The organism is Streptomyces sp. NPDC026394, from assembly GCF_055567735.1.
Map to the genome: position 1 here is coordinate 76598 of NZ_JBVHPX010000008.1, position 20267 is coordinate 96864.

General features: G+C 72.0%; 20 protein-coding genes. 8 read left to right on the top strand and 12 right to left on the bottom strand.

Annotated elements, in window-relative coordinates:
• Positions 1–186: 186 nt before the first annotated feature.
• Positions 187–1428, top strand: a complete 1242-nt coding sequence (locus tag ACZ4QV_RS20330) for a TIGR04053 family radical SAM/SPASM domain-containing protein (protein WP_361638789.1) — start codon at positions 187–189, stop codon at positions 1426–1428.
• Here ACZ4QV_RS20330 and ACZ4QV_RS20335 read toward each other — a convergent pair.
• Positions 1413–1874, bottom strand: coding sequence for a MarR family winged helix-turn-helix transcriptional regulator (locus ACZ4QV_RS20335; protein ID WP_361150771.1), 462 nt, complete (start codon positions 1872–1874; stop codon positions 1413–1415). The two genes, ACZ4QV_RS20330 and ACZ4QV_RS20335, sit on opposite strands and share 16 nt — an antisense overlap.
• 121 nt (positions 1875–1995) lie before the next feature.
• On the opposite strand from ACZ4QV_RS20335, the gene ACZ4QV_RS20340 reads away from it, so the two are divergent.
• Positions 1996–3252: an alpha/beta hydrolase gene (locus ACZ4QV_RS20340; RefSeq protein ID WP_361638791.1), complete on the top strand. Its 1257-nt coding sequence runs from the start codon at positions 1996–1998 to the stop codon at positions 3250–3252.
• A 124-nt stretch (positions 3253–3376) separates the two neighbouring features.
• On the opposite strand, the gene ACZ4QV_RS20345 is transcribed toward ACZ4QV_RS20340, so the two are convergent.
• Positions 3377–3658, bottom strand: coding sequence for a hypothetical protein (locus tag ACZ4QV_RS20345; RefSeq protein ID WP_361638793.1), 282 nt, complete (start codon positions 3656–3658; stop codon positions 3377–3379).
• Between the two features lie 10 nt (positions 3659–3668).
• Here ACZ4QV_RS20345 and ACZ4QV_RS20350 point away from each other — a divergent pair, with 10 nt between their 5' ends.
• Positions 3669–4622, top strand: a complete 954-nt coding sequence (locus ACZ4QV_RS20350) for a serine hydrolase domain-containing protein (protein ID WP_361638795.1) — start codon at positions 3669–3671, stop codon at positions 4620–4622.
• 61 nt (positions 4623–4683) lie between these two features.
• On the opposite strand, the gene ACZ4QV_RS20355 is transcribed toward ACZ4QV_RS20350, so the two are convergent.
• Positions 4684–6282: a PucR family transcriptional regulator gene (locus tag ACZ4QV_RS20355; RefSeq protein ID WP_361589073.1), complete on the bottom strand. Its 1599-nt coding sequence runs from the start codon at positions 6280–6282 to the stop codon at positions 4684–4686.
• 157 nt (positions 6283–6439) lie between these two features.
• The gene (locus tag ACZ4QV_RS20360) at positions 6440–7354 is read right to left on the bottom strand and encodes an NmrA family NAD(P)-binding protein (protein ID WP_361638821.1); all 915 of its coding nucleotides are present in this window, start codon (positions 7352–7354) and stop codon (positions 6440–6442) included.
• Positions 7355–7495: 141 nt separating this feature from the next.
• Here ACZ4QV_RS20360 and ACZ4QV_RS20365 point away from each other — a divergent pair, with 141 nt between their 5' ends.
• Positions 7496–8371: a helix-turn-helix domain-containing protein gene (locus ACZ4QV_RS20365; RefSeq protein ID WP_361150760.1), complete on the top strand. Its 876-nt coding sequence runs from the start codon at positions 7496–7498 to the stop codon at positions 8369–8371.
• A 3-nt stretch (positions 8372–8374) separates the two neighbouring features.
• Here ACZ4QV_RS20365 and ACZ4QV_RS20370 read toward each other — a convergent pair whose 3' ends face one another.
• A complete protein-coding gene (locus ACZ4QV_RS20370; RefSeq protein WP_361589070.1) occupies positions 8375–9001 on the bottom strand; it encodes a TetR/AcrR family transcriptional regulator in 627 nt (208 codons plus the stop codon).
• Between the two features lie 172 nt (positions 9002–9173).
• Between ACZ4QV_RS20370 and ACZ4QV_RS20375 the strand changes: the two genes are divergently transcribed.
• A complete protein-coding gene (locus ACZ4QV_RS20375; RefSeq protein WP_361638797.1) occupies positions 9174–10703 on the top strand; it encodes an amidase in 1530 nt (509 codons plus the stop codon).
• On the opposite strand, the gene menC is transcribed toward ACZ4QV_RS20375, so the two are convergent.
• The 4 genes from menC to ACZ4QV_RS20395 all read right to left on the bottom strand — a co-directional run bounded on the left by menC (position 10681) and on the right by ACZ4QV_RS20395 (position 14877).
• Positions 10681–11790 carry an o-succinylbenzoate synthase gene (menC, locus tag ACZ4QV_RS20380; protein WP_467763203.1) on the bottom strand — a complete coding sequence of 370 codons (1110 nt, stop codon included), beginning with the start codon at positions 11788–11790 and terminating at the stop codon, positions 10681–10683. The two genes, ACZ4QV_RS20375 and menC, sit on opposite strands and share 23 nt — an antisense overlap.
• A 37-nt stretch (positions 11791–11827) precedes the next feature.
• Complete coding sequence (locus ACZ4QV_RS20385; protein ID WP_467763204.1) at positions 11828–12598, bottom strand: GNAT family N-acetyltransferase; 771 nt, start codon at positions 12596–12598, stop codon at positions 11828–11830.
• On the bottom strand, positions 12595–13677 hold the full coding sequence (locus ACZ4QV_RS20390) for a M20 family metallopeptidase (RefSeq protein ID WP_467763263.1): 1083 nt from the start codon (positions 13675–13677) through the stop codon (positions 12595–12597). The genes ACZ4QV_RS20385 and ACZ4QV_RS20390 overlap by 4 nt, the downstream gene beginning before the upstream one ends.
• A gap of 177 nt (positions 13678–13854) precedes the next feature.
• A complete protein-coding gene (locus ACZ4QV_RS20395) occupies positions 13855–14877 on the bottom strand; it encodes a dipeptidase (protein ID WP_361589063.1) in 1023 nt (340 codons plus the stop codon).
• Positions 14878–15051: 174 nt separating this feature from the next.
• On the opposite strand from ACZ4QV_RS20395, the gene ACZ4QV_RS20400 reads away from it, so the two are divergent.
• Positions 15052–15225, top strand: coding sequence for a hypothetical protein (locus ACZ4QV_RS20400; RefSeq protein ID WP_361638801.1), 174 nt, complete (start codon positions 15052–15054; stop codon positions 15223–15225).
• Positions 15226–15311: 86 nt separating this feature from the next.
• Complete coding sequence (locus ACZ4QV_RS20405) at positions 15312–16931, top strand: fibronectin type III domain-containing protein (RefSeq protein ID WP_361638803.1); 1620 nt, start codon at positions 15312–15314, stop codon at positions 16929–16931.
• A 147-nt stretch (positions 16932–17078) separates the two neighbouring features.
• Here the strand turns inward: ACZ4QV_RS20405 and ACZ4QV_RS20410 are convergent, their stop codons facing one another.
• Both ACZ4QV_RS20410 and ACZ4QV_RS20415 read right to left on the bottom strand, forming a co-directional pair.
• Positions 17079–17876, bottom strand: a complete 798-nt coding sequence (locus tag ACZ4QV_RS20410; RefSeq protein ID WP_361638805.1) for an inositol monophosphatase family protein — start codon at positions 17874–17876, stop codon at positions 17079–17081.
• An 86-nt stretch (positions 17877–17962) separates the two neighbouring features.
• Complete coding sequence (locus ACZ4QV_RS20415) at positions 17963–18730, bottom strand: hypothetical protein (protein ID WP_361616301.1); 768 nt, start codon at positions 18728–18730, stop codon at positions 17963–17965.
• 236 nt (positions 18731–18966) lie between these two features.
• On the opposite strand from ACZ4QV_RS20415, the gene ACZ4QV_RS20420 reads away from it, so the two are divergent.
• Positions 18967–19515, top strand: a complete 549-nt coding sequence (locus ACZ4QV_RS20420; RefSeq protein ID WP_361150736.1) for a CchlQ — start codon at positions 18967–18969, stop codon at positions 19513–19515.
• An 80-nt stretch (positions 19516–19595) separates the two neighbouring features.
• Here the strand turns inward: ACZ4QV_RS20420 and ACZ4QV_RS20425 are convergent, their stop codons facing one another.
• Positions 19596–20267, bottom strand: coding sequence for a hypothetical protein (locus ACZ4QV_RS20425; protein WP_361638807.1), 672 nt, complete (start codon positions 20265–20267; stop codon positions 19596–19598).

The window sequence follows — 20267 nt, forward strand, 5'->3', positions numbered from 1 at the left end:
GAAGCGTCCCGCGCCGCAGGGCCACAGGACCTCGAATGTTTTCGGCCACACGGGACCAACGACCCTGCGCCGGGGCCGCCCCGCCCCCGGCGGCAGCCGCCTCCCCGGCCGCATGCTGGGGCTGATCGCATCGGAGGTACCGCTCATGCACCACCACGCCCGGCGGCCGGCCCGCCGCTCCGTCCCGTGTCCGCACCGGTGACCGGCGCCCGGCCGGTCCGCCGGCAGCACCAGGCGGTGGCGGACAAGCCGTTCATCGTCATCTGGGAGTCGACCCGCGCCTGCCCGCTGGCCTGCCTGCACTGCCGGGCGACCGCGACCCCCGCCCGCGACCCCCGCGAGCTGGACACCCGGTCCGCCAAGGGCCTGATCGACCAGGTCGCCGCCTTCGGCCGGCCCGCTCCCCTGTTCGTCGTCACCGGCGGCGACCCCTTCCAGCGTCCCGATCTGCTGGAACTGATCGTTTACGGCACGCGGACCGGGGTAAAGGTCGCCGTCTCTCCCTCGGGCACCCCGACCCTGACCGCACCCAACCTCCGCGCCGTGCACGAGGCCGGGGCGGCGGGCCTGTCCCTGAGCCTGGACGGCTCCACCGCCGCACTCCACGACGGCTTCCGGGGCGTCCCCGGCGTCCACCGCTGGACCCTGGACGCCTGGGACACCGCCCGCCGCCTGGGCATGAGGGTCCAGATCAACACCACGGTCGGCCGGCACAACCTGGACGACCTGCCGGAGATCGCGGCACTGGTCCGCGAGCACGGGGTCATGCTGTGGAGCGCCTTCTTCCTCGTACCGACCGGACGCGGCAGTCGACTCGCCGCACTCAGCCCCGCGGAGACCGAGGACGTCCTCAACTTCCTCCACGACGTCGGGCTGTCGGTGCCGGTCAAGACCACCGAAGCCCACCACTTCCGCCGCGTCGCCCTGCAACGCGCGATCCTCGCCGCGAAGGGCGCGGACCACGTCCAGGCCCTCCGCCTGGGCCCCCTGTACCGCCGGCTCCGCGACCGCGCCGAAGAGCTGAACCTCTGCACCGGCCCCCGCCGGACCCGCCGCCCGCCCCTGGACGTCAACGCCGGACGGGGCTTCGTCTTCGTCTCCCACACCGGCACCGTGCACCCCAGCGGCTTCCTCCCCCTCTCGGCGGGCAGCGTACGCACCCGCCCGCTGTCGGAGATCTACCGCGACTCGGACCTGTTCACCGCCCTGCGCGACGCGGGCCGACTCCTCGGCCGCTGCGGCCGCTGCGAGTTCCGCCACGTCTGCGGAGGATCCCGGTCCCGCGCCCACGCCGTCACCGGCGACCCGCTCGCCGAGGAACCGTGGTGCGGTTACGAGCCCGGGTCGTTCCCCTACCAGCGGGAAGTGGCGGACTTGGTGGCCGGGACCGGCCATGACGGCGTACGGCCGCGTCAGAGGCGGTCGTAGATGACCGAAAGCCGGCGCAGCACCTCCGCCGCCGAGTCGAGGGCGGCCGTGTCGTAGTCGGTGAGGGCGGTGTCCAGCGCCTGTTGCAGGAGCGCCTGCCGTTCGTTGTGGCGCTCCTGGCCGCTGGCGGTGAGGGCGACCGCGACGGCTTTACGGCCCGGGACCTGCTCGCGGGTGACGTAGCCGGCGGCGACGAGGCCGTTGACCAGTTGCGTGGCGCCAGGGGGCGTGGTCTCGGTCGCGGCGGCCAGTTCACGGATGGAGAGCGGACCGTTCTCGGCGAGCACCCGCAGGGCGCGTGCGTGGGTGAGGGAGAGCGCGCCGGGCGTGCGGGTGGCGCGGCCCCGCAGGCGGGCGTCGGCTGCGCTGAGGCTGTAGGCGGCCCGGGACAGCTCGTCCAGGGCGAGCTTGCGCTCGGAGTCGGTCTGCGGGCGACGAGGGGGCATGGCGTGTCTCTCTCCGATGGGCACTGCGGTTGACAAACATCCTAAGGTAAGTACTTAATGAACTGAAGGTAAGTACTTAACTCAAGCGTCGGGCACTGACGCCGCAGAGGAGGAAGGTCCCATGACCACACGGTCCACCGGCCAGAACTGGAGCCTGGACATCGCCCTGGCACAGGGCGGTTTCGACGCCCTGCACCCCGAGGCCAAGGGCACCATGGAACAACTCGGCCACGACCCCGCCGACTTCGACAAGGTCTTCACACTCGTCAAGAGCGGAGCCATGCTCCCCAAGGCTTGGGCAACCGTCGCCGGCCAGGCCGAGCGGCGCGCCGCCCACCACGAGCGGGAGGGGTTCGCGCGCACCGCCGCCGACCTCTACCTGCGCGCCGCGGTGATGTGGGGCCGCGCCCAGTACTCCGTCTTCGACGCGGACGACCCCCGCAAGGCGGCCTTCCGCGAGCGCACCGACCACTGCGTCGCCCGCCTCGGCAGCCTGCGCGGGGACCGGGTGCGCCGCGTGGTGCTGGACTTCGAGGGGCAGCACCTCTACGCACTGCTGCACCTGCCGGCCGGCCCGGTGCACAACGCCCCCGCGGTGATCCTCGGCCCGGGCATGGACATGATCAAGGAGGACTACATCCAGGCCGCGGAGCGCTACTACACCTCCCACGGCATCGTGGCCCTGTCCATCGAAGGCCCCGGCCAGGGAGAGACCCGCGCCAACGGCCTCACGGTCGACCTGACCAACTACGAGCGGGCCATCAGCCGCTACATCGACCACCTCGCCGGCCTGCCGGAGGTCGACGCCGGGCGCATCGGCATGTTCGGCATCAGCATGAGCGGCTACTGGGGCCTGCGGGCGGCCGCCGCCGACCCGCGCCTGGCCGCGCTGGCCACTTTCGAGGGCGTCACCGGCGACTTCGACACCATCTTCGAGCGCGCCCAGCCCACCTTCAAGCACAACTACATGTACATGTCCGGCTTCAGCGACGAGGAGCGCTTCGACCGGGAGCTGGCCGCGCTGATGCCGCTGGGCGACCTCGTCACCCGCCTCACCCGGCCGGTGCTGGTCGGCATCGGCGAGTTCGACGAGCTGACGCCGCTGGAGCAGGCGCTGGCCACCTACGAGCGCATCCGGGCTCCCAAGGAGATGCGCGTCTACGAGAACGAGTTCCACCCCCTGGGCGGGGTCGCCGCCGAGATGTTCCGCTTCGGTGCCGAGTGGGTCGAGCGCGCCCTGAACGGAGCGCTGCAGGAGCCCGGCCGGGACGTACGGCACTACGTGCGCCGCGACGGCACCACAGCCGACGGCACCGCCGACCCCGACTGGTGGCTCGGCGCCGCTCCGGCCGCGCTCGGCAAGGCCCGCCAGTCCTAGACCAGTACCTTCAGGGCCGGGCCACACGCGTCACACGTGTGGCCCGGCCCTCGACGCACCCCACCGGCTGTGTGCGTCCCTTTGGCCGGACGCACAAGACCTGTGCGCGATCTCTGTACGGACATCACGTGCGCCCGGCCGGGCCGGCGGCGACGCTGTCCGAACGCACGTTCCGACGAACGAGCGGCACACGGGGCTGAACCGGCCCGATGCCGCACGCATCAGTTCCGGCCTCACCGAAGGAGACGTCAGACGTCATGCGATACGGGACCAGTGCCGTGGCCTTGGCCGTCACCGCCTCTCTGATGACGGCGGCGCCGGCCGCGTCGGCCGCGGCACCGCGGTGCGACAACCAGCCCGTCCGGACCGCGTTGAAGGCACTGAAAGATGTCGGCGCCTCGGGCATCAGCATCACGGTGAAAAGCCCCCGCTGCGGTGTACGGCACGGCGGTGTCGGCCTCGCCGATCTCAGGACGGGCCGTGAGGCCGTCGGCGATGAGCACGGCCGCATCGCCAGCAACACCAAGACCTGGACCGCCACCGTCGTGCTCCAGCTCGTCGGTGAAGGCAGGTTGCAGCTCGATGACACCGTGGAGCGGTATCTGCCCGGCCTCGTCCGCACCGAGCACTACGACGGCCGCAGGATCACGGTCCGGCAGCTCTTGCAGCACACCAGCGGTCTGCCCGATTACCTGGAAGCGTGGGACGACCTGGAGGCGCACCGCTGGGAGCACATGGATCCCCTGGAGACGGTCGAGCAGGCCCTGACGCTGCCCCCGCCCGACGACCGGACCCCCGGTGGCTTCGCCTACTCCAACACCAATTACAACCTGGTCGGCCTGATCGTCCAGGAGGTCACCGGCCGCGGCATCGGCACCGAGATCGAACAGCGGCTCATCAAGCCGCTCGGGCTGCGCCACACCTTCTGGCCCGGCGACCGGACCACGCTGCCCAAGCCGGACATGCGCGGTTACGTGGACCGGGGCGGGAAACTGGTGGACCGGACGGAATGGAACACCTCCGGGGCCGACGCGTCGGGCGCGCTGGTCTCCACCAGTGCCGACGCGACCACCTTCTGGACCGCGCTGCTCTCCGGCAGGCTGCTGGCCCCGGCCCAGCTCGCCGAGATGAAGAAGACCGTAGCGGACAGCTTCCCGAGTGAGCGCTACGGCCTGGGAGTCGAGCGTTACGAGACCTCCCCCGGCTTCGTCACCTGGGGGCACAGCGGCCACATGGAGTCCGGCCACAAGTTCCGCAACGCCGTCACCGACGACGGCCGGCGGGCCGTGACCCTGCTGATCGGCTCGGAGTCGTTCGACTCGGACGAGGTGGACGCCATCATCGGCAAGCTGATCCACGACCTTCGCTGACCGGGCTGCCACGCGGAGCATCTGGGCGGCACCGTGGTGCCTCCGAGATGGCCCGGGGCCGTCACTCTCCTGCTCCGGCAGCACCGCCGAGCCCCGCCAGCGCCCTCAACTGGAGCCACAGGACCAGCCGTTCGTCGGGGTCCTCGAAATCGATCCCGAGCTGCCGGCCGGCCTGCTTCAGGCGGTAGCGGCAGGTGTTGGGGTGGACGGAGAGCAGCTTCGCCGCGCCCGCCACGTCGCAGCCCGCGTCGAACCAGGACACCAGGGTACGGGCGTAGTCGGTGCCGTGCTCGGCGTCCGCCGCGAGCACCCGCTGCCAGACGCCCGCCCGCAGCCCCCGTTGCTGGTGCATGACGTCGGACAGCCGTAGCAGCGTCACCCGGGGCCGCACCTCGTCGACCGTGGCCACCGGCAGGTCGTCGTGCAACAGCCGGAGGACCAGATCCGCGTCCGCACGCGAGTCCGCCACGGCACCGAGATCCTGTGCCACCTCGCCGAGCGCTGCCCGTACCGGCACCCGCAGCGACCGCCCGGCCCGGCGCACGATGTCCTCCGCCAGTTGCCGGTGCCGCTGGTGGGCGGTCCTCTGCTCGCGCGGCGCACACGCTCCGGCACTCTCCTTGGGCGCCGGCAGCAACGCGTACACCACCCCGTCCAGGAGTACGCACGCGTGCCGCCCGTACCGCGCCTCGCACTGCAGTCGTACGACGTCCAGCAGCCTGAGCGACGCCCGCTCGGCGTCGGGCACGCTCGCCGAGAAGTCCAGCACGAACGCGGCCACGCGCACCGCGTCCCACCCCAGGCGGTGCGCTGCGGCCGAGGCGTCCGCCGAACCGTCCAGCAATCGGCGCAGCAGGTCGGTGTTCTGATGGCGGGCCAGTTCCCGGGCCGCGCGGGCACGCAGCAGGAGCAGTGCCGCCGTGGACGCGCCCTGGACCAGGGTCTCCTCGGCGTCCGGGGCGAGAGTGCCGCCGTCGATCACCCAGATCGAGCCGAGGGACTCGCCGCCGGCCCGCACCGCGACGGCCAGCCGCGGCAGGTCCCCCGGCGTGAGCGAGGGGAGCCGCACCGGCCCGCCCGCGGCGAACACCTTCCTGACCTGCTCGGAGTTGTCCACGCTGCCCGGTACCTGCAAGCCGAGGATGCCCTGGCGGCGGTCCTCGTCGACCGGCTGCCCGGGCACGGTGGAGTAGGCCAGGATCCGCTGGCGCGGGTCCTCCACGGCCGTCGCCCCGCCGGTCGCCGCCGCGATCGCGTCGGCCAGTGCGAACAGGTCCCCCAGGCCGGCGGCGCTGTGGGCGGAGCGGGCGCCGATCGCCGAGGCCAGCATCAGGTGCACATGGTGCCAGGCCGCGTCCTCGTCGACGGCCAGCAGCGCCACGCCGTGCGTCTCGGCCTCGCCGACCGGCGGTCCGGCCGTGTCCCGCACCACGACTCCGGTGATCCCGGCCTCCGCAGCGGCCCGCAGCAGCGGTCCGGCCGCGGCCGCCCGTACGCCGACCGCGAGCAGCAGGGCGCCGGGCGCGTGGGGCAGCGGGGCGTGGGCGTCGTACAGCAGCGCCTCGGTGACCGGGGCGGCGAAACCGGCCGGAGCGGTGTGCAGCCGCAGGGGCGGGCTGCCGACGATGTCGATCAGGTCGCCGAGCGTACAGGCGTCCATAGGTGCTCCTCACCGCGTCTTCCCGGATCCGGTCAGGCTGCTGCCCGGACAGCCAAGGTTGCTTGCTGGACACGTCCGGGTGACTGGCCGATCCCCACAGGAACGTACGTTTCTGTCGTCCGTTTCCACAAACCCGCGAGCCGCGGCAGGGACGTGTTCAGCCGCCTTCGGTGGGCCGAGCCGTACGGAACCGGGGAGCGAATTCGTCCTCGATGAACCGCTCGACGGAGGTGGGGGTGGAGGTGCGGGCGGTACGCGGCTGCCGCATCCGTATGTGCCGGGAGTTGATGGCCTCGCCGGCCTCGGTCATCATGTCCGCGACGTTTTCGGAGACGCCTGCCTCACGGAGTCCGGCGCGGAAATCGGCGAGGCCGGTCTGCTCATAGGTGAGGTCGTCCGCTCCCACCGCCTCGGCGATCAAGCGCACGGCTTCCCGCATGCTCACGTCGCGTTCGCCCTGGAGCTCCAGGACTTCCGTACCGCACCAGGCCCCGGCGGCCAGCGCCTCCCCGGCCCGCGACCCGATGTCGCGGGTGGTCACGAACGGCAGCGGAAGGCCGGGGGCGAAGGGGGCGCTGATGCGGTGGTGGGCCCTGGCGGTACCGATGTGGTCCAGCAGGTTCTCCATGAAGTAGCCCGCCCGCAGCCACAGCGTGTCGACTCCGGGGACGGCCGAGAGACACTGTTCGAAGCGGTGCAGCCCCGCCACCGGCCCGGTGCCCGCGGCATGCTGGGCTCCCCAACTGCTGAGCCCGACGACGCGGGTCGCACCGGACTCCGCGACCGCCCTGGTCAGGGAGTCCGCCACCCGGTCCTGGAAGGCGCCGAAGTCGGGGTGGTGAGGGAGGTAGTTGGGCTGGATCACCGCGTAGACACCGTCCGCGCCGCGGAGGGCATCCGTCAGCGCGCCGGGGTCCGCCGGGTCGGCCTCGCAGACCTCGGCGCCCCGTGCGGCAAGATCGGCCAGCCGCCCGGCGGAACGGCCGACGGCCCGCACCCGGTGCCCGGCGGCGAGAAGGTGTTCGGCGGCGGCCCGTCCGGTGCGGCCACTGGCGCCGGTGATGACGAACATCGAGGTCACTCTTTTCCTTGGTGGTTGCCCGGCTGCGTCCCGGGCCCTTCGGCAGGCCGACACTAGGCACCCGGCGATCCGTACGGGTAGGAGTGCCGCACCCACCCCGGACCAGCGGCGCCTCGTCCTTACGCTGGTGGAATGGACGTTGCAGCAGGACACGGCGGAGGCGCGCCACTGGCGGCCTTCCTGCGCGCCAGGCGGGACCGGGTACGGCCCGAACAGCACCGGCTGGCCGCGGGGGCGCAGCGTCAGGTGCCGGGGCTGCGGCGGGACGAAGTGGCACTCCTGGCCGGGATCAGCACCGACTACTACGTGCGCCTCGAACAGGGGCGGGAACGCCGGCCGTCCCCCACCGTGGTGGAAGGTCTGGCCAAGGCCTTGCTGCTGGACGCCGTGGCGGCGCGCCACCTGCGTGAACTCTCCGCCGCGAGTACCGCCCTGGGCGGCGAGGCGCCCGGCATGGGTACGGAGCGCCGTGCGGCCGTGCGCCGGTTGCTCGACTCCCTGCCGGTACCCGCCCTGCTGGTGAACCGATGGCTCGACATCGTGGCCGTCAACCCCCTCGGGGAGCTCCTGCACGAGGGACTGGAGCCCCGGGACAACTACGCCCGCCTGGTGTTTCTCGCCCCCGGCGCACCGTCGTTCTTCACCGACTGGCCCGAACTCGCCCGCTGCGTGGTGGCGTCCCTGCGCGCCCAGACCGGCCCCGAGACGGCATCGGCGCGCCTGACACACCTGCTGGACGAGCTGTCCGCACACAGCGACGTCTTCCGGTCCGCCTGGAGCGGGCACCACCTCTACGAGAAGGCGCTGGACCACAAACGGCTCCGGCACCCGAGGGCCGGAACGCTCGCCCTCGACCAGCACGTCCTGGAGCTTCCGGGCAGCGAAGGCCACCGGATCTGGGCCTTTCACCCGGCGGACGGCAAAACCTCGAACGCCCTGCTCGGCCTGGCGTCCCCGGCTCCCGTCCCGGCCGCTGCCCCGGCGCTGCCGCCCGGCCGTGGTGAGTGACGGTCAGCCGGTGGCCGCCCGACCGGTGCCGGGCCGGGAGCGGTGCCGGTCGATGATCCCCTCGACCGTTCTCAGGAGGCGGTCCCCCACCTGATCGATGCTTCCGTTCTGCATGCTGACCTGCGCGCCTTCCAGTACGAAGGTGATTTCGGCGGCGGTCTGCTCGGGGTCGGGCAGCCCGGCCGCGGCACACATGCCGACCAGTCTGCGGGTCTGGCGGGCCTTGTGCTGCTCGATCACCTGCCGTGCGGGATCGGACCGGTCCGGCAGTTCGGCGAGGGAGTTGATGAACGGGCAGCCCCGGTACGAGAGCGCCGGCAGTCCCTCGGCGATGAAGCGCGCCAGGCCCAGGATCTGCTCCCTGGGGCGGCCGGGGTGTTCGGCCTCGACCCGGTCGAAGGCCGCCTGGTAGTCGGCGGCGACGATCCGCAGCCACTCCGCGACCAGGGCGTCCTTGGTCTCGAAGTGCCGGTAGATCGCCATCTTGGTGGTCCGGGCCCGCTCGGCGATCGCCTGGACGCCCACCCGCCGGATTCCCTCACGCTGGAAGAGCTCCTCCGCCGCGTCGAGGATGCGCTCACGAGGCGGCAGTTTCGCCACCCTGTCCGGCCTTCTGGTGGTCGCTGCCATGACTGCTCCGTGACTCCCGTCGATCGTGGGGCGTCCGGGGCCCGTGAGCCCGGTGGGACCTGTAGGGCCTCCGAGGCCCCCCGACTCCTGTTACGGTACCAGCCCGGCCCACGCGATACCGTTGGGTATCGTTCGGAACCTGCCGGTATCTTTCTTTCCGCTGGGAGTGACTGTGAGGGTTTCCGAGTACGTGCGCTTCGACGCTGTCGGGCTCGCGGAGCTGGTGGCCGGGGGCGAGGTGTCCCCCGCCGAACTGGAGGCAGCCGCACGCGAGGCCGTACAGGCGGTCAATCCGCGGATCAACGCCGTCGTGGAGACCTGGCCGACCGACGACGGGCCCGGGCCCGACCCCCGCCCCGGCAGTGCACCGCTGGCGGGCGTCCCTTTTCTGATCAAGGACATCGGGATCACCATGGCCGGACGGCGGACGGAGCTGGGCAGCCGTCTCGCGGCCGGCCATGTCGCCGACGCCGACTCCGCCCTGATGCGGCGCTTCCGTGACGCCGGCCTCGTGACGTTCGGCCGTACCGCGACACCCGAGCTGGCCTACAGCATCACGACGGAATCCGTGCTGTACGGCGCGACCCGCAACCCCTGGAGTCCGGAGCGGAGCGCGGGCGGATCCAGCGGGGGCGCGGCCGCGGCTGTCGCGGCCGGGGTGGTTCCGATCGCCCACGCCACCGACGCCGCCGGCTCCCTGCGCATCCCCGCCGCCTGTACCGGCCTCTTCGGGCTGAAGCCCACCCGTGGCCGTGTCTCCATGGCCCCCGACGCCGACGAGACCTTCAGCGGCCTGGCCGTGCACGGCAGCGTCAGCCGCACCGTACGCGACAGTGCGGCCCTGCTCGACCGGATGCGCGGCCCGGAGCCGGGCGACCCGTACTTCGCCCAGCAGCCGTCCCGGCCCTACGCCGAGGAGGTCACCCGCCACCCGGGCTCACTGCGTATCGGTGTCCTCCCCCAGGCATGGGGCGGACGGCGCACCACCGCACCCGTGGCCGACGCGCTCTCCCGTACCGTGCGGCTGCTCGAAGCCCTCGGCCACCGGGTGGAGGAGGTTTCGGTCGACCTCGGGGTCGACCGGGAGGAGTTCGTCCTGGCCAACGCCCGGCTGTTCACGGTCAACCTGGCGGCCTCGGTCGACGCGTTGGCCGCCGCCTTCGGCCGGCCGGTCGACTCCTCGACGCTCGAACCGGCGACGCTCGCCGGCTGTCACTACGGGCAGCAGGTCGGCGGCACCGAGTTCGTCACCGCGCTCGCGATGCGCAACCGGGTCGCCCGGAGCCTGGCGCGGTACTTCGACACCCACGACATCCTGCTCACCCCGACCTTGCCGGAGCTTCCCATGCCCCTGGGCACCTACGCCGAGGGCGCGGCGGCGTCGGACGGCTTCGGCTGGATCGACCGCCTCAACGACCGCTCCCCGTTCACCATGCCGTTCAACGTGGCGGGTACGCCTGCCATGTCCGTGCCGGTGACGGCCGACGCCGGGACGGGGCTCCCGATCGGTATGCAGTTCGCCGCCGGTCACGGCCTCGAAAGCCGCCTCTTCCGCCTCGCCGGTCAACTCGAACAGGCAAGCCCGTGGGCAGGCCGGACCCCCGTGGTGTGGGCGGGGCACCACACGGGCACCGGCACACCCGCCGAGGCCCCGGGGAACCGTCGAACCGACGGCGCCCTCACAACGCCACCCATTCACTGAAGGTGGTGACCTCGTCGAGGACGTCGGGCAGCGGCTCGACGCCGAGGCCGGGGCCGGCGGGGACGTCAAGGTGGCCGTCGGCCAGGACGAACGGCTCCGTGATGTCGGTGGCGAAGTAGCGGCTGGATCCGGAGGTGTCGCCGGGGAGGGTGAAGCCGGGCAGGGCGGCCAGCGCCACGTTGGCGGCGCGGCCGATGCCGGTCTCCAGCATGCCGCCGCACCAGACGGGTATGCCGTGGGCGCGGGCGAGGTCGTGGATGCGTCGGGCTTCGAGGTAGCCGCCGACCCTGGCCGGCTTGATGTTGATGACGGAGCAGGCGCCGAGGGAGATGGCCGCCGCGGCGTCGGCGGCGGACTCGATGGACTCGTCCAGGCAGATCGGGGTGCGCAGCAGTTCGGCCAGTCCGGCGTGCTGGACCAGGTCGTCGTTGGCCAGGGGCTGTTCGATCAGCAGGAGGTCGAAGGCGTCGAGCCAGGCGAGCTGCCGGGCGTCCACCAGGGTGTAGGCGGCGTTGGCGTCGACCTGGAGGAGCAGTTCGTCACCGAAGCGCTCGCGTACGGCTCGGACCGGCTCGACGTCCCAGCCGGGCTCGATCTTCAATTTGATCCGGACGTATCCCTCGTCGAGGTACCCCGCCACGGCGTCGAGGAGTTCGGGTACGGAGTCCATGATCCCGACCGAGACGCCGCAAGGCACCCGGTCCCGGGCGGCCCCCAGATAGGAGCCGAAGGACTCGCCGGCGGCGCGGAGCCGGGCGTCCAGCACCGCGGTCTCCAGCGCGGCCTTCGCCATGCGGTGGCCGGTGAAGGGCTCCAGGACCCGACCCACCCCGTGCGCGTCCGTGCCGTCCTTCGGCAGGGCGGGGATCAGGAACTTGCGCAGGACCTCCTGAGCGCTGTCGACGTACTCGGAGCAGTAGCGGGGCTCGGACATGGCGGCGCACTCGGCCCACCCCTCGCCCTCGGAGGTGACGACGCGGACCAGTAGCACATCGCGGCTGGTCTCCACGCCGAAGGAGGTACGGAACGGGGCGACGAGCGGCATCGCGATGCGGCGCAGCTCAACGCCGGTGATCTTCGTCTGCACGGCTGGTGACTCCTCGGGAGCGGGAAACGGAGAGCGGTCAGGGGCGGGTGGGGAGGCGTCGGACCACGTAGCGGCGGCGTTCGTGGAAGCCGACGACGCGGGCGCCCTCGGCGAGCAGGCCGCCCAGGGTGTGCCGGACGGCCAGCCGCCAGGCCCGGGCGGCGCCGGGGTCCGTGCCGCGCAGGACCTCGATGTCGTCGGGCAGGTCGACGAGTACGGTGGCCGCGTCGGTCGGCACGGTCCGCGGGCGGCCTGCGTCATTACGGAGGACGTGCGCGGCGCCGGCGGGCAGTTCGGTCGTCCCGGGCGGCGGGGTGGGCGTGGTGAGGTTCCAGGCGGCCACGACCCGGTCGGACTCGTCGCCGCCGTTGATGACGTCGTCCATCGCGCCGTAGAAGGAGGTCAGGTAATCCTCCGGCCGGGCGCCGAGTTTGACCAGGTTGAAGTAGGCGTTGCGGCGGATGAGCGGGTCGTAGGTCCAGGTGATGCGCTCCAGGCGGCGGGCCGTCGCCCACTGCCGCTGATGCAGCTTGAGGGCGAGGCCCACGCCACGTCCCATGACGGCGCCGGTGATGTGCGAGTGCAGGCTGGTGCCCACGGGCTCGCCGAAGAAGCCGACGGAGGCGCCGACCAGCCGGCCGTCCTCGTACGCTCCGGCCACATAGTTGCCGGCGTGCGAGAGGGCCCGCATGACCTCGGCGGACAGGGGCGGGTGGGCGGGCGGGGTTCCCCAGATGTCGGCGTAGAGCAGGCTGGCGGCCTCGAAGTCCGCCATGCGGTGCAGCTCCCGGACGGTGGTCCCCTTCACCGCAGTGCTCCGACCAGGCGGGCCAGGAGGCGGGCGCGGTCCGGCATGGTGGCGGCCACGACGTGTTCGTGGTCGGCGTGCGCGCCGTCGCCCACCGCGCCGAGGCCGTCGAGCGTGGGGCACCCGACCCCGGCGGTGTAGTTGCCGTCGGAGGCCCCGCCCACGGCCGCTCGGCGCAGCGGGCCGAGGCCGAGCCGTACGGCCTCTTCGGTGGCCAGGGCGAACAGGTCGCCGGAGGCGTCGGGGGTCAGGGGCGGCCGGTTGGGGCCGCCGTCGATCCGCAGGCGGGCGCCGGGAGTCCGCGGGGACAGGGACCTGATGAGCCGGTCGACGGCGTCCTGGGCCGTGGCGTCCGGCACGCGGACGTCCACGCTCAGCTCGGCCTGTGCGGGCACGGTGTTGTTCGAGGTGCCGGCCCGCATCACGGTGGGGGTGACGCTCGTCCCGGGCCCGGTGGAGGCGTTGACGGTGCCCGCGATGCCGCCCAGGGCGAGCAGTTGGTGGGCGAGTTCGGTGGCCGCGTTGACGCCCTTCTCCGGCTCCGGTCCGGAGTGGGCGGCCCGGCCGTGGACGGTGATGTCGTAGAGGGACACGCCCTTGCGGCCGGTCTTCAGCGCTCCGCCGGGCGCCGAGGGCTCCAGGACGAGGGTGGCCGAGCACCGGCGTGCGACGTCCTCGATCAGCGAGCGGGAGGTGGCCGAGCCGGTCTCCTCGTCCCCCGTGACGAGCACACAGAGGCCGTCCAGGGAGGGCAGCGAGGCGAGGGCGTGGAACATCTGCACCAGGCCGGCCTTCATGTCGAAGACGCCGGGCCCGCGGACGACACCCTGCTCCACCGACCAGGGGTGCGTCTTGAGGGAGCCGGTCGGCCAGACGGTGTCGTGATGGCCCAGCAGCAGGATGCGCGGTGTTCCGAACGTCCATCGCACATGGGTGATGCCGTCGAGGGTCAGCGTCCTGGGTGCGGCGTCGAGCAGCCGGCGGCCCTGCGCGGCGACCACCTGACCGCTGCGGGCCACGGCCGCGTGGTCGGCGGAGAAGGACTCGCAGGTCACCAGTTCTTCGAGGTCGGCGAGCATGGCGTCCAGGGCCGGTTCGACCGGTGTGAACGGTGCTTCGTCCGCCGGCGCGGAACGGCGTGCTGAGTCGTACGGCACGGGTTGTCCTCCGTGAAGTGTCGAGTGAACCGGTAGGGCCGGGATGCCCGGTGACTGGTGTCGGGCCCCGCCGCCCCGGCGGGTACCGCCGGGGCGGCGTCAGCCCATGTTCTTGCTCATGAGCCGTCGCACGTTGCCGCCGAGGATCTTGAGGACGTCCTCCTCGGGCAGGCCCCGGCGGAGCATCGCTCCGGTGACCCGGGGCATGTCGGCCGGGCCCGCCAGGCCGGGGAAGTCGAACTGCGGGTCCTCCTCGTCGAGGTTCTCGCAGCAGGGCGGGGTCACGTCCGCCACCACCTCGCGGAGGAAGTCCGAGCCGAGGCCGACATGGTCGGTCCCGGCCACGGAGACGACGTGTTCGATGTGGTCGACGACCCGGTCGAGGCTCACCTTCGACGCGTCGTCGGTGAGGAAGTCCGGGACGAAGTTGACGCACACCACGCCGCCGGTGCCGGCCACACCGCGGATCTGGTCGTCGGTGAGGTTGCGGTGGTGATCCCGCAGGGCGCGGGCGCAGGAGTGGGTCGCGATCAGCGGGCGGGTCGCGAGCTCCAGTACGTGGGAGACACCGCTCGCCCCCAGGTGGGAGATGTCGAAGAGCATGCCCAGGCGTTCCATCTCCCGCAGCGCCCGCACGCCCGGCGCGGTCAGCCGGCTGCCGGTGGCGTCCTCCCGGCTGCCGTCCGCGAGCGGGGTGCGTCCCCAGTGGGCGATCGAGGCGATCCGTACGCCCAGCCGGAACAGGGTGGCGAACAGTTCGACGGAGGCGTCGATGCCCGGCGCGCTCTCCAGAGCGAGCACCAGAGCGATCTTCCGCTCGGCGAGGGCCTCGTCGATGCCGGCTCCGTCGGTGCACAGCGCGACGTGTCCGGCGTTGGCCTCGGCGAGGGTGTGGGCGCACTCGATCATGCGGAGGGTCTGCCGGAGCGCGCCTTCGGGGCGGTACTGGTCGTCGATGAACACCGGCAGGACCTGGATGTCGATACCGCCCTCGCGTAGCTGCGGCAGCCACCGGTCCCGGAAGAAGCCGCCCCAGCGCTTCGGGGGGCGAGCGGCAACGGCCATCAGGAGGTCGTTGTGGGCGTCGGCGACGACGGCGCGGTGGTGCAGGTCCAAGGACACGACGGTGCCTTTCGCGTGGAGAACTGAGCCGCAGCGTACGAAGGGTGGCCGCCGGGTTGTTGATCCGGGAGAACGAATCAGCAGGGCATGTGCTGTGCATATGGACAAAGCACGGGCGGGGGAAGGTCTTTGCGGTGAGCGCCTGGAGCTGAAGGGGCGGGCCTGGAGCTGCTCGTGGCCACCACCGGCCGCCGCAGCCCTCACGTCTCTTCCCGCACCACCGGCACCGGTCTTTTCGAGAAGTGCGCCCAGCACATCCGCACCACACTCCGCGACGCCTTCCCGGAATTGCGCCCGTCCCCGCGCACCGTTCCGGCCGGTCCGTCACTGGCCGATTTCCGTGATTGACGCCGGTATGTGCCGTGCCTAGGTTCCCTGTCGCAACGGGGAGAGGAACGTCCGGGAACCGGACGTCGGAAACGAGGGGTGTGGACATGGCAAAGCAATACGTCACGCCGGAATGGGAATCCCCTGGCGAGTGGTACGGCACCATGAAGGCCACGGTCTGGAATTTCGAAAGCGAACCACTCGTCGATCCGGAAATCTCGTTCCGCGTGCAGTCGGACCAGAACGTCACCAACGTCTACGGGCTCGTCTGGCAGCGGTCGGGCAACGTGATCACCGGGCGTCTGGTGCCCGAGCGCAAGACCGTTCCGCCCCGGCGCGGCACCCAGGAGTTCCGGCTCGGCTTCGCCCGGTCCATGCCGGGCCCCGGCCCGCTGCCGACCGAATTCAAGATCAACGGGCAGCCCGCCGACGTACCGGACGACGCGACACCGCCCAGCGTGCCGACGCAGCTCCGGGTGGACACCCTCGGCCCGACCCAGGCCACGCTCTCCTGGACCCCCTCCACCGACAACATCGGCGTGCAGGGCTACGAAGTGGCCTACGGCGGCGCCCAGCCACTGCGGGTCAAGGACGAGACCGCGGTGCTCTCCGGGCTCACCCCGACGACCGCGTACACGGTACGGGTCACGGCCGTGGACCTCGCGGGGAACCGCTCCGACCAGTCCCAGCCGCTGGAGTTCAGCACGACCGACAAGCTCCCGGACGGCGGCCCCTGGGACATGCCGCGCGCGCCGTTCGTGGATTACATGGCCTGGCCGAACCCCAGCCTCCCCCAGTACGCCCAGGAATCCGGCGTGGACGGCTTCATGCTGGGGTTCATCGTCGCCAACAACAACAAGAAGCTGGCGTGGGCCGGACAGGACGGCCCCGACTGGGAGGTCGACCAGAGCTCGTACGGAAAGAAGGACATCCAGCAGTTGGCCGCCACCGGCGGCAAGGTCGCCTTCTCCTGCGGCGGAGCCTCCGGAAGGCCCCTCGAAGCCGTCGAGACGAGCGTCCCGAGGATCGTCGAGCAGTACGAGGCGTTCCTGCGCAACTACGGTGTGGCGCGCCTCGACTTCGACTTCGAGGGCGACTTCCTGTCCGACGAGGCGGCGCACCTGCGGCACACGGCGGCGGTCTCCCAGCTCCTCGCCAAGCACCCCGGCCTGAAGATCTCCTACACGCTTCCCGCCGACGCGCAGCCCGGTGAGGGGTCGGCGGGCTTCAGCCCGGTCGGCATCAAGTTCCTGGCCAAGGTGGCCGCCGCCGGAATCGAGCCCGGCCTGGTCAACGGCATGCTGATGGAGTTCGGGCAGAGCGCGCCGCCCGACATGTACGAGTGCTGTGTCATCGGCCTCAAGGCCATGCACGGCCAGATCGGTTCGCTGTGGCCCGCCTGGGACGCCACGAAGACCTGGAACCGTACGGGCGCGACCCCGATGTTCGGCTGCAACATCAACAAGCGGGTCTTCACCCTCGACAACCAGCGCAGCCTGGTCGAGTTCGCCCACGAGAACCAGCTCGGCGCGCTCTCCGGATGGGATGCCACCCGCGACCACAACCAGGGCAACCCCGACGTCCAGCCGCCGTGCACCGTCGGCTGCGAACAGTGCGACACCTACCGCTGTACCTGCGTGGACCAGCGGCCGTTCGACTTCAGCAAGCTCATCGCCCTCTACAAGAACGGCGCCACCCCCACCATCGGAGCGCAGTCCCGAGGGTGACGGCACCCCTCCCCCGTACGGCGAACGGCCGCCTCGTGGGCGGCCGTTCGTCCGTCCCCGGAATCATCGTCGGCACCGATGCGTCACTGCCCCTGAAACGCTTCCCGTCCCGCATCACTTCCGGAGCGTTTCTGGAGCGTTTCCCGACTACTTCTGACTGCGCACCATCGCCATCAGCAGTCGGTGGGTCTCGGCGTCGGCGGCCGCGACGAGTCCGCGGCCGCCCCGGCCGACCGGGGCGCCGTCGACACCGGTGACGACGCAGCCGGCGGCCCGGCACAGGGCGATACCGGCGGCGAAGTGGACGCTGCCGGACAGATCGCCGCCGTCCGTGACGTACGCGGCGCGCTTGCCCGCCGCGACCCAGGCCAACGCGAGCGTCGTGGACACCACGCGGGGCCGGAAGTGCTCGGCGAAGGCGGGCCCGGCCAGCAGGTCCACCGCCCGGAAACCGGGGGCGCCGGGGAACGGCGGGTCGAGGTTGACGTCCACGAGCCGGGAGGCGGACGCGGGCGTCAGCCGCCGGTCGGCACCTTCGCCCCGTACCCACGCGGTCTCCCCGTCGGTGCAGAAGACTTCACCGCCGAACGGGTCGGCCACCGCCGCCGCGCCCTCGCGCAGCGCCACGTTGACGGCGACCAGCACCGTGCCGACGGCGTAGTTGAGCGTGCCGCACAGGGGATCCACCAGCCACCGCCGCGCAGCGTCCTCGGCACCGTGCCGCCCGCCTTCTTCGCCGAGCACCGCGTCGCCGGGCCGGGCGGCGCGGAGCACGCCGAGGATCGCCTTCTCGGCCGCCACATCGGCCTCGGTGGCGAAGTCCCCACCACCCTTGTCGATGCGGGCGAGCCGCCGCCCGTACAGGTCGCGCACCACGTCCGCGCCGGCCCGCGCCGCGGCGGCCGCCACTCCGGCATCGTCAAGGTCCGCACAGGAGTTGATCATGCCGAAGAGGTTACGGGGGGGGGTGGCCCGCACCGTGGGGGCGCCCGGCCCTCTGCCGGCCGGGCGCCCTTCGTGGTGCTCGTCCGTCACGGCTCGACGGTGGTCGGCCTCTCGGCCCGCAGGTCGCTGACGAAGCCGCCCTTCACCACGCGCATCCAGTAGGAATGCGCCCGGATTCCGGCCGGGATGCCGGGATCACGCTGGAGCTTCCGGTCCATCGAGGTGGTGCCGCGCGGAGCGTTCCACTGGAACGTGTAGGGGTGCCACAGGCCCAGCTCGCTGCTGTAGAAGGGCTTGCGCTCCAGCACGATCACCTGGTCCGGGTCACCCTGTGCGGCTTCCCAGTTGACGCGGACGGTGGCCGCGTCGACGCGGTCGACGGACGTCAGCCGCGGGGCCTTCGGGATCACCGACGAGGAAGCGGGCTGGAGGGCGCCGCTGCGGATGGTCCGCGGCACGGACGGGTCGTAGTGCTCCGGGCGGTCCAGCTTGCCCGTGACGCGGAGTGTGGCGGGGGCCTGGCTCTGCCCGCCCGCGCACACGTCGACCTGGGCGACCTTGAACCACTCGTCGGAGAACCGCACGAAGTCCTCCTTCTGCACCGGGAACTCGCGCGTGCTCCCGCCGACGACTCCGCTCACGGAGTAGACATAACGGGAGTCGTCGGAGCGGACCACCTGGTAGCTGCACCGGTCGACGGCCGCGGCGCGCGCGTCGACCGCCGCCCTCGGCGACGGCGCGTCCGCACCGGCAGCGGCGGCGGACGGTGCCGCCGCGGCTGTGCCCACGCCCGCGGCGAGGGCCCCGAGGCTCAGCGTGCAGGCGGCTATGGCGGCGGTGATACGAGAGGTCATACATCCTCCGGTGGCATCCAACGGCTCACGTATTGGTCCTGATCGGGTTCGCCGATCAGGACTGGACGCTACCGGCAATGAACGACCAAGAAATAGTCAACAACCAGCAAAATGGTGACCTTGTGGCGACTTTCCGCAGTCGGCGGCTCAGTGGCCCGGCCTCTGTTCTTCGGCGGAGGCCGGGCGTAGATTCCGGTCCCGGCGCCGTGATCACGGCGGGGAGAGGGAGGTCCGACGTGGACTGGGGGACGCTCGTCGCGACGATCAGCGGCGGGACACTCGCCGTCTCCGGCACCGTGCTGGCCGACCACCTGCGTCGCCGCCACGAGAACGACCGCGGGTCGGGGGACCGGCGGCGAGCCGTGTACATCGCGTTCATCACCGCCGCCGAGACCGGCCACGCCCGGCTGCGTCAGATCGCCCAGTACCCCGTGGCCGACGCCGACCTGGACGCCGTCACCCGGGCGGCGCTGAGCGATGCCGCGATCTACGAAGCGCGCGAGCGGCTGTTCATCGACGCGAGCACCGCGGTCGCCAGCGCCGGTCAGGCCCTGTTCGAGCAACTCCGCGCCCTTCAGCGGGCGGTCGCAACGGGCGCCGAGCCGACTTCACGTGCCTTTCACGACGCCTACCACCCGTACATCGGCACGGTCTGGGCCTACCGGGTCGCGGTACGCAAGGAGTTGGAGGGCCAGTCCCTCTCCCCCGCGGCCTTCGGCTGGGACCGGTGGGACGGCCGGGACCGGTGCCCGCTGTGCCAGGGAGTGGCCGCCACCGAAACGTGAACGACCGGTGATGACCTGCGAAGACTTGCGATCATCGGTGCTGATCGGCGAGTTCCCGCCCCTTCCCGCCACCCGCGTTCTCACCAGCCGGGAAACGGCTCCTCCTCCGCCCGCGGCACCGGCTCGGCCGCGGACCAGTCGCCGGGGACGGCCGCGACGACCTCCCGCACGTCGGCTTCCGACCGGCCCACGACGACCAGGACCGATCCGTGCGGGACCGACTCGTCCGCATCCGGTTCCCGGCACAGCAGTTTCCCGGGAGCGGAGTACCAGCGCACCGGGTCTCCCGCCGGGTGGTACCACGCCGGACAGGGCGGCAGGGCGACCGGCGTACAGATGGCCTCGGCGGCCCGGATGACGGCGGCGGTCGCCGGACACTCGCGTCCGTACGGGCCGTACCGGCGCGCCATGACCGTCTCGCTCAGCACCGGTTCGGTGCATGCCGACGACACGCGGTCCAGGTAAGGCGTCCGGCTGCCGTCCGGCAGGCGGTCGGAGAACAGGCTGACCGGCGGATCGTCGTGCGCCACCTGTTCCAGGGGAACACCCCAGCCACAGGCTTCGGACAAGGCTGCCGGGAGGCGGAGCCCGAGCCGCTCCTCCGCTTTCCGCACCTCGGGCGACGGAATTCCGTCCGCGAGCGTCAGAGGGCGCGTCCACGCGTGCGCGGATGCCTCGATGCTTTTCCACACCGCCGCCCGTCCCGTCATCGCGGTGTCGAATGCCCGGTCCGGGTTCTGCCTGTCAGCCAT

What these genes read in the sequence shown, in the direction of transcription:
- ACZ4QV_RS20335 (WP_361150771.1), bottom strand. Translation starts at nt 1,874, where the DNA reads ATGCCCCCTCGTCGCCCGCAGACCGACTCCGAGCGCAAGCTCGCCCTG.
- ACZ4QV_RS20340 (WP_361638791.1), top strand. Translation starts at nt 1,996, where the DNA reads ATGACCACACGGTCCACCGGCCAGAACTGGAGCCTGGACATCGCCCTG.
- ACZ4QV_RS20345 (WP_361638793.1), bottom strand. Translation starts at nt 3,658, where the DNA reads ATGCCCGAGGCGCCGACATCTTTCAGTGCCTTCAACGCGGTCCGGACG.
- ACZ4QV_RS20355 (WP_361589073.1), bottom strand. Translation starts at nt 6,282, where the DNA reads ATGGACGCCTGTACGCTCGGCGACCTGATCGACATCGTCGGCAGCCCG.
- ACZ4QV_RS20360 (WP_361638821.1), bottom strand. Translation starts at nt 7,354, where the DNA reads ATGTTCGTCATCACCGGCGCCAGTGGCCGCACCGGACGGGCCGCCGCC.
- ACZ4QV_RS20365 (WP_361150760.1), top strand. Translation starts at nt 7,496, where the DNA reads ATGGACGTTGCAGCAGGACACGGCGGAGGCGCGCCACTGGCGGCCTTC.
- ACZ4QV_RS20370 (WP_361589070.1), bottom strand. Translation starts at nt 9,001, where the DNA reads ATGGCAGCGACCACCAGAAGGCCGGACAGGGTGGCGAAACTGCCGCCT.
- ACZ4QV_RS20390 (WP_467763263.1), bottom strand. Translation starts at nt 13,677, where the DNA reads ATGCTCGCCGACCTCGAAGAACTGGTGACCTGCGAGTCCTTCTCCGCC.
- ACZ4QV_RS20405 (WP_361638803.1), top strand. Translation starts at nt 15,312, where the DNA reads ATGGCAAAGCAATACGTCACGCCGGAATGGGAATCCCCTGGCGAGTGG.
- ACZ4QV_RS20410 (WP_361638805.1), bottom strand. Translation starts at nt 17,876, where the DNA reads ATGATCAACTCCTGTGCGGACCTTGACGATGCCGGAGTGGCGGCCGCC.
- ACZ4QV_RS20415 (WP_361616301.1), bottom strand. Translation starts at nt 18,730, where the DNA reads ATGACCTCTCGTATCACCGCCGCCATAGCCGCCTGCACGCTGAGCCTC.
- ACZ4QV_RS20425 (WP_361638807.1), bottom strand. Translation starts at nt 20,267, where the DNA reads ATGGCTGACAGGCAGAACCCGGACCGGGCATTCGACACCGCGATGACG.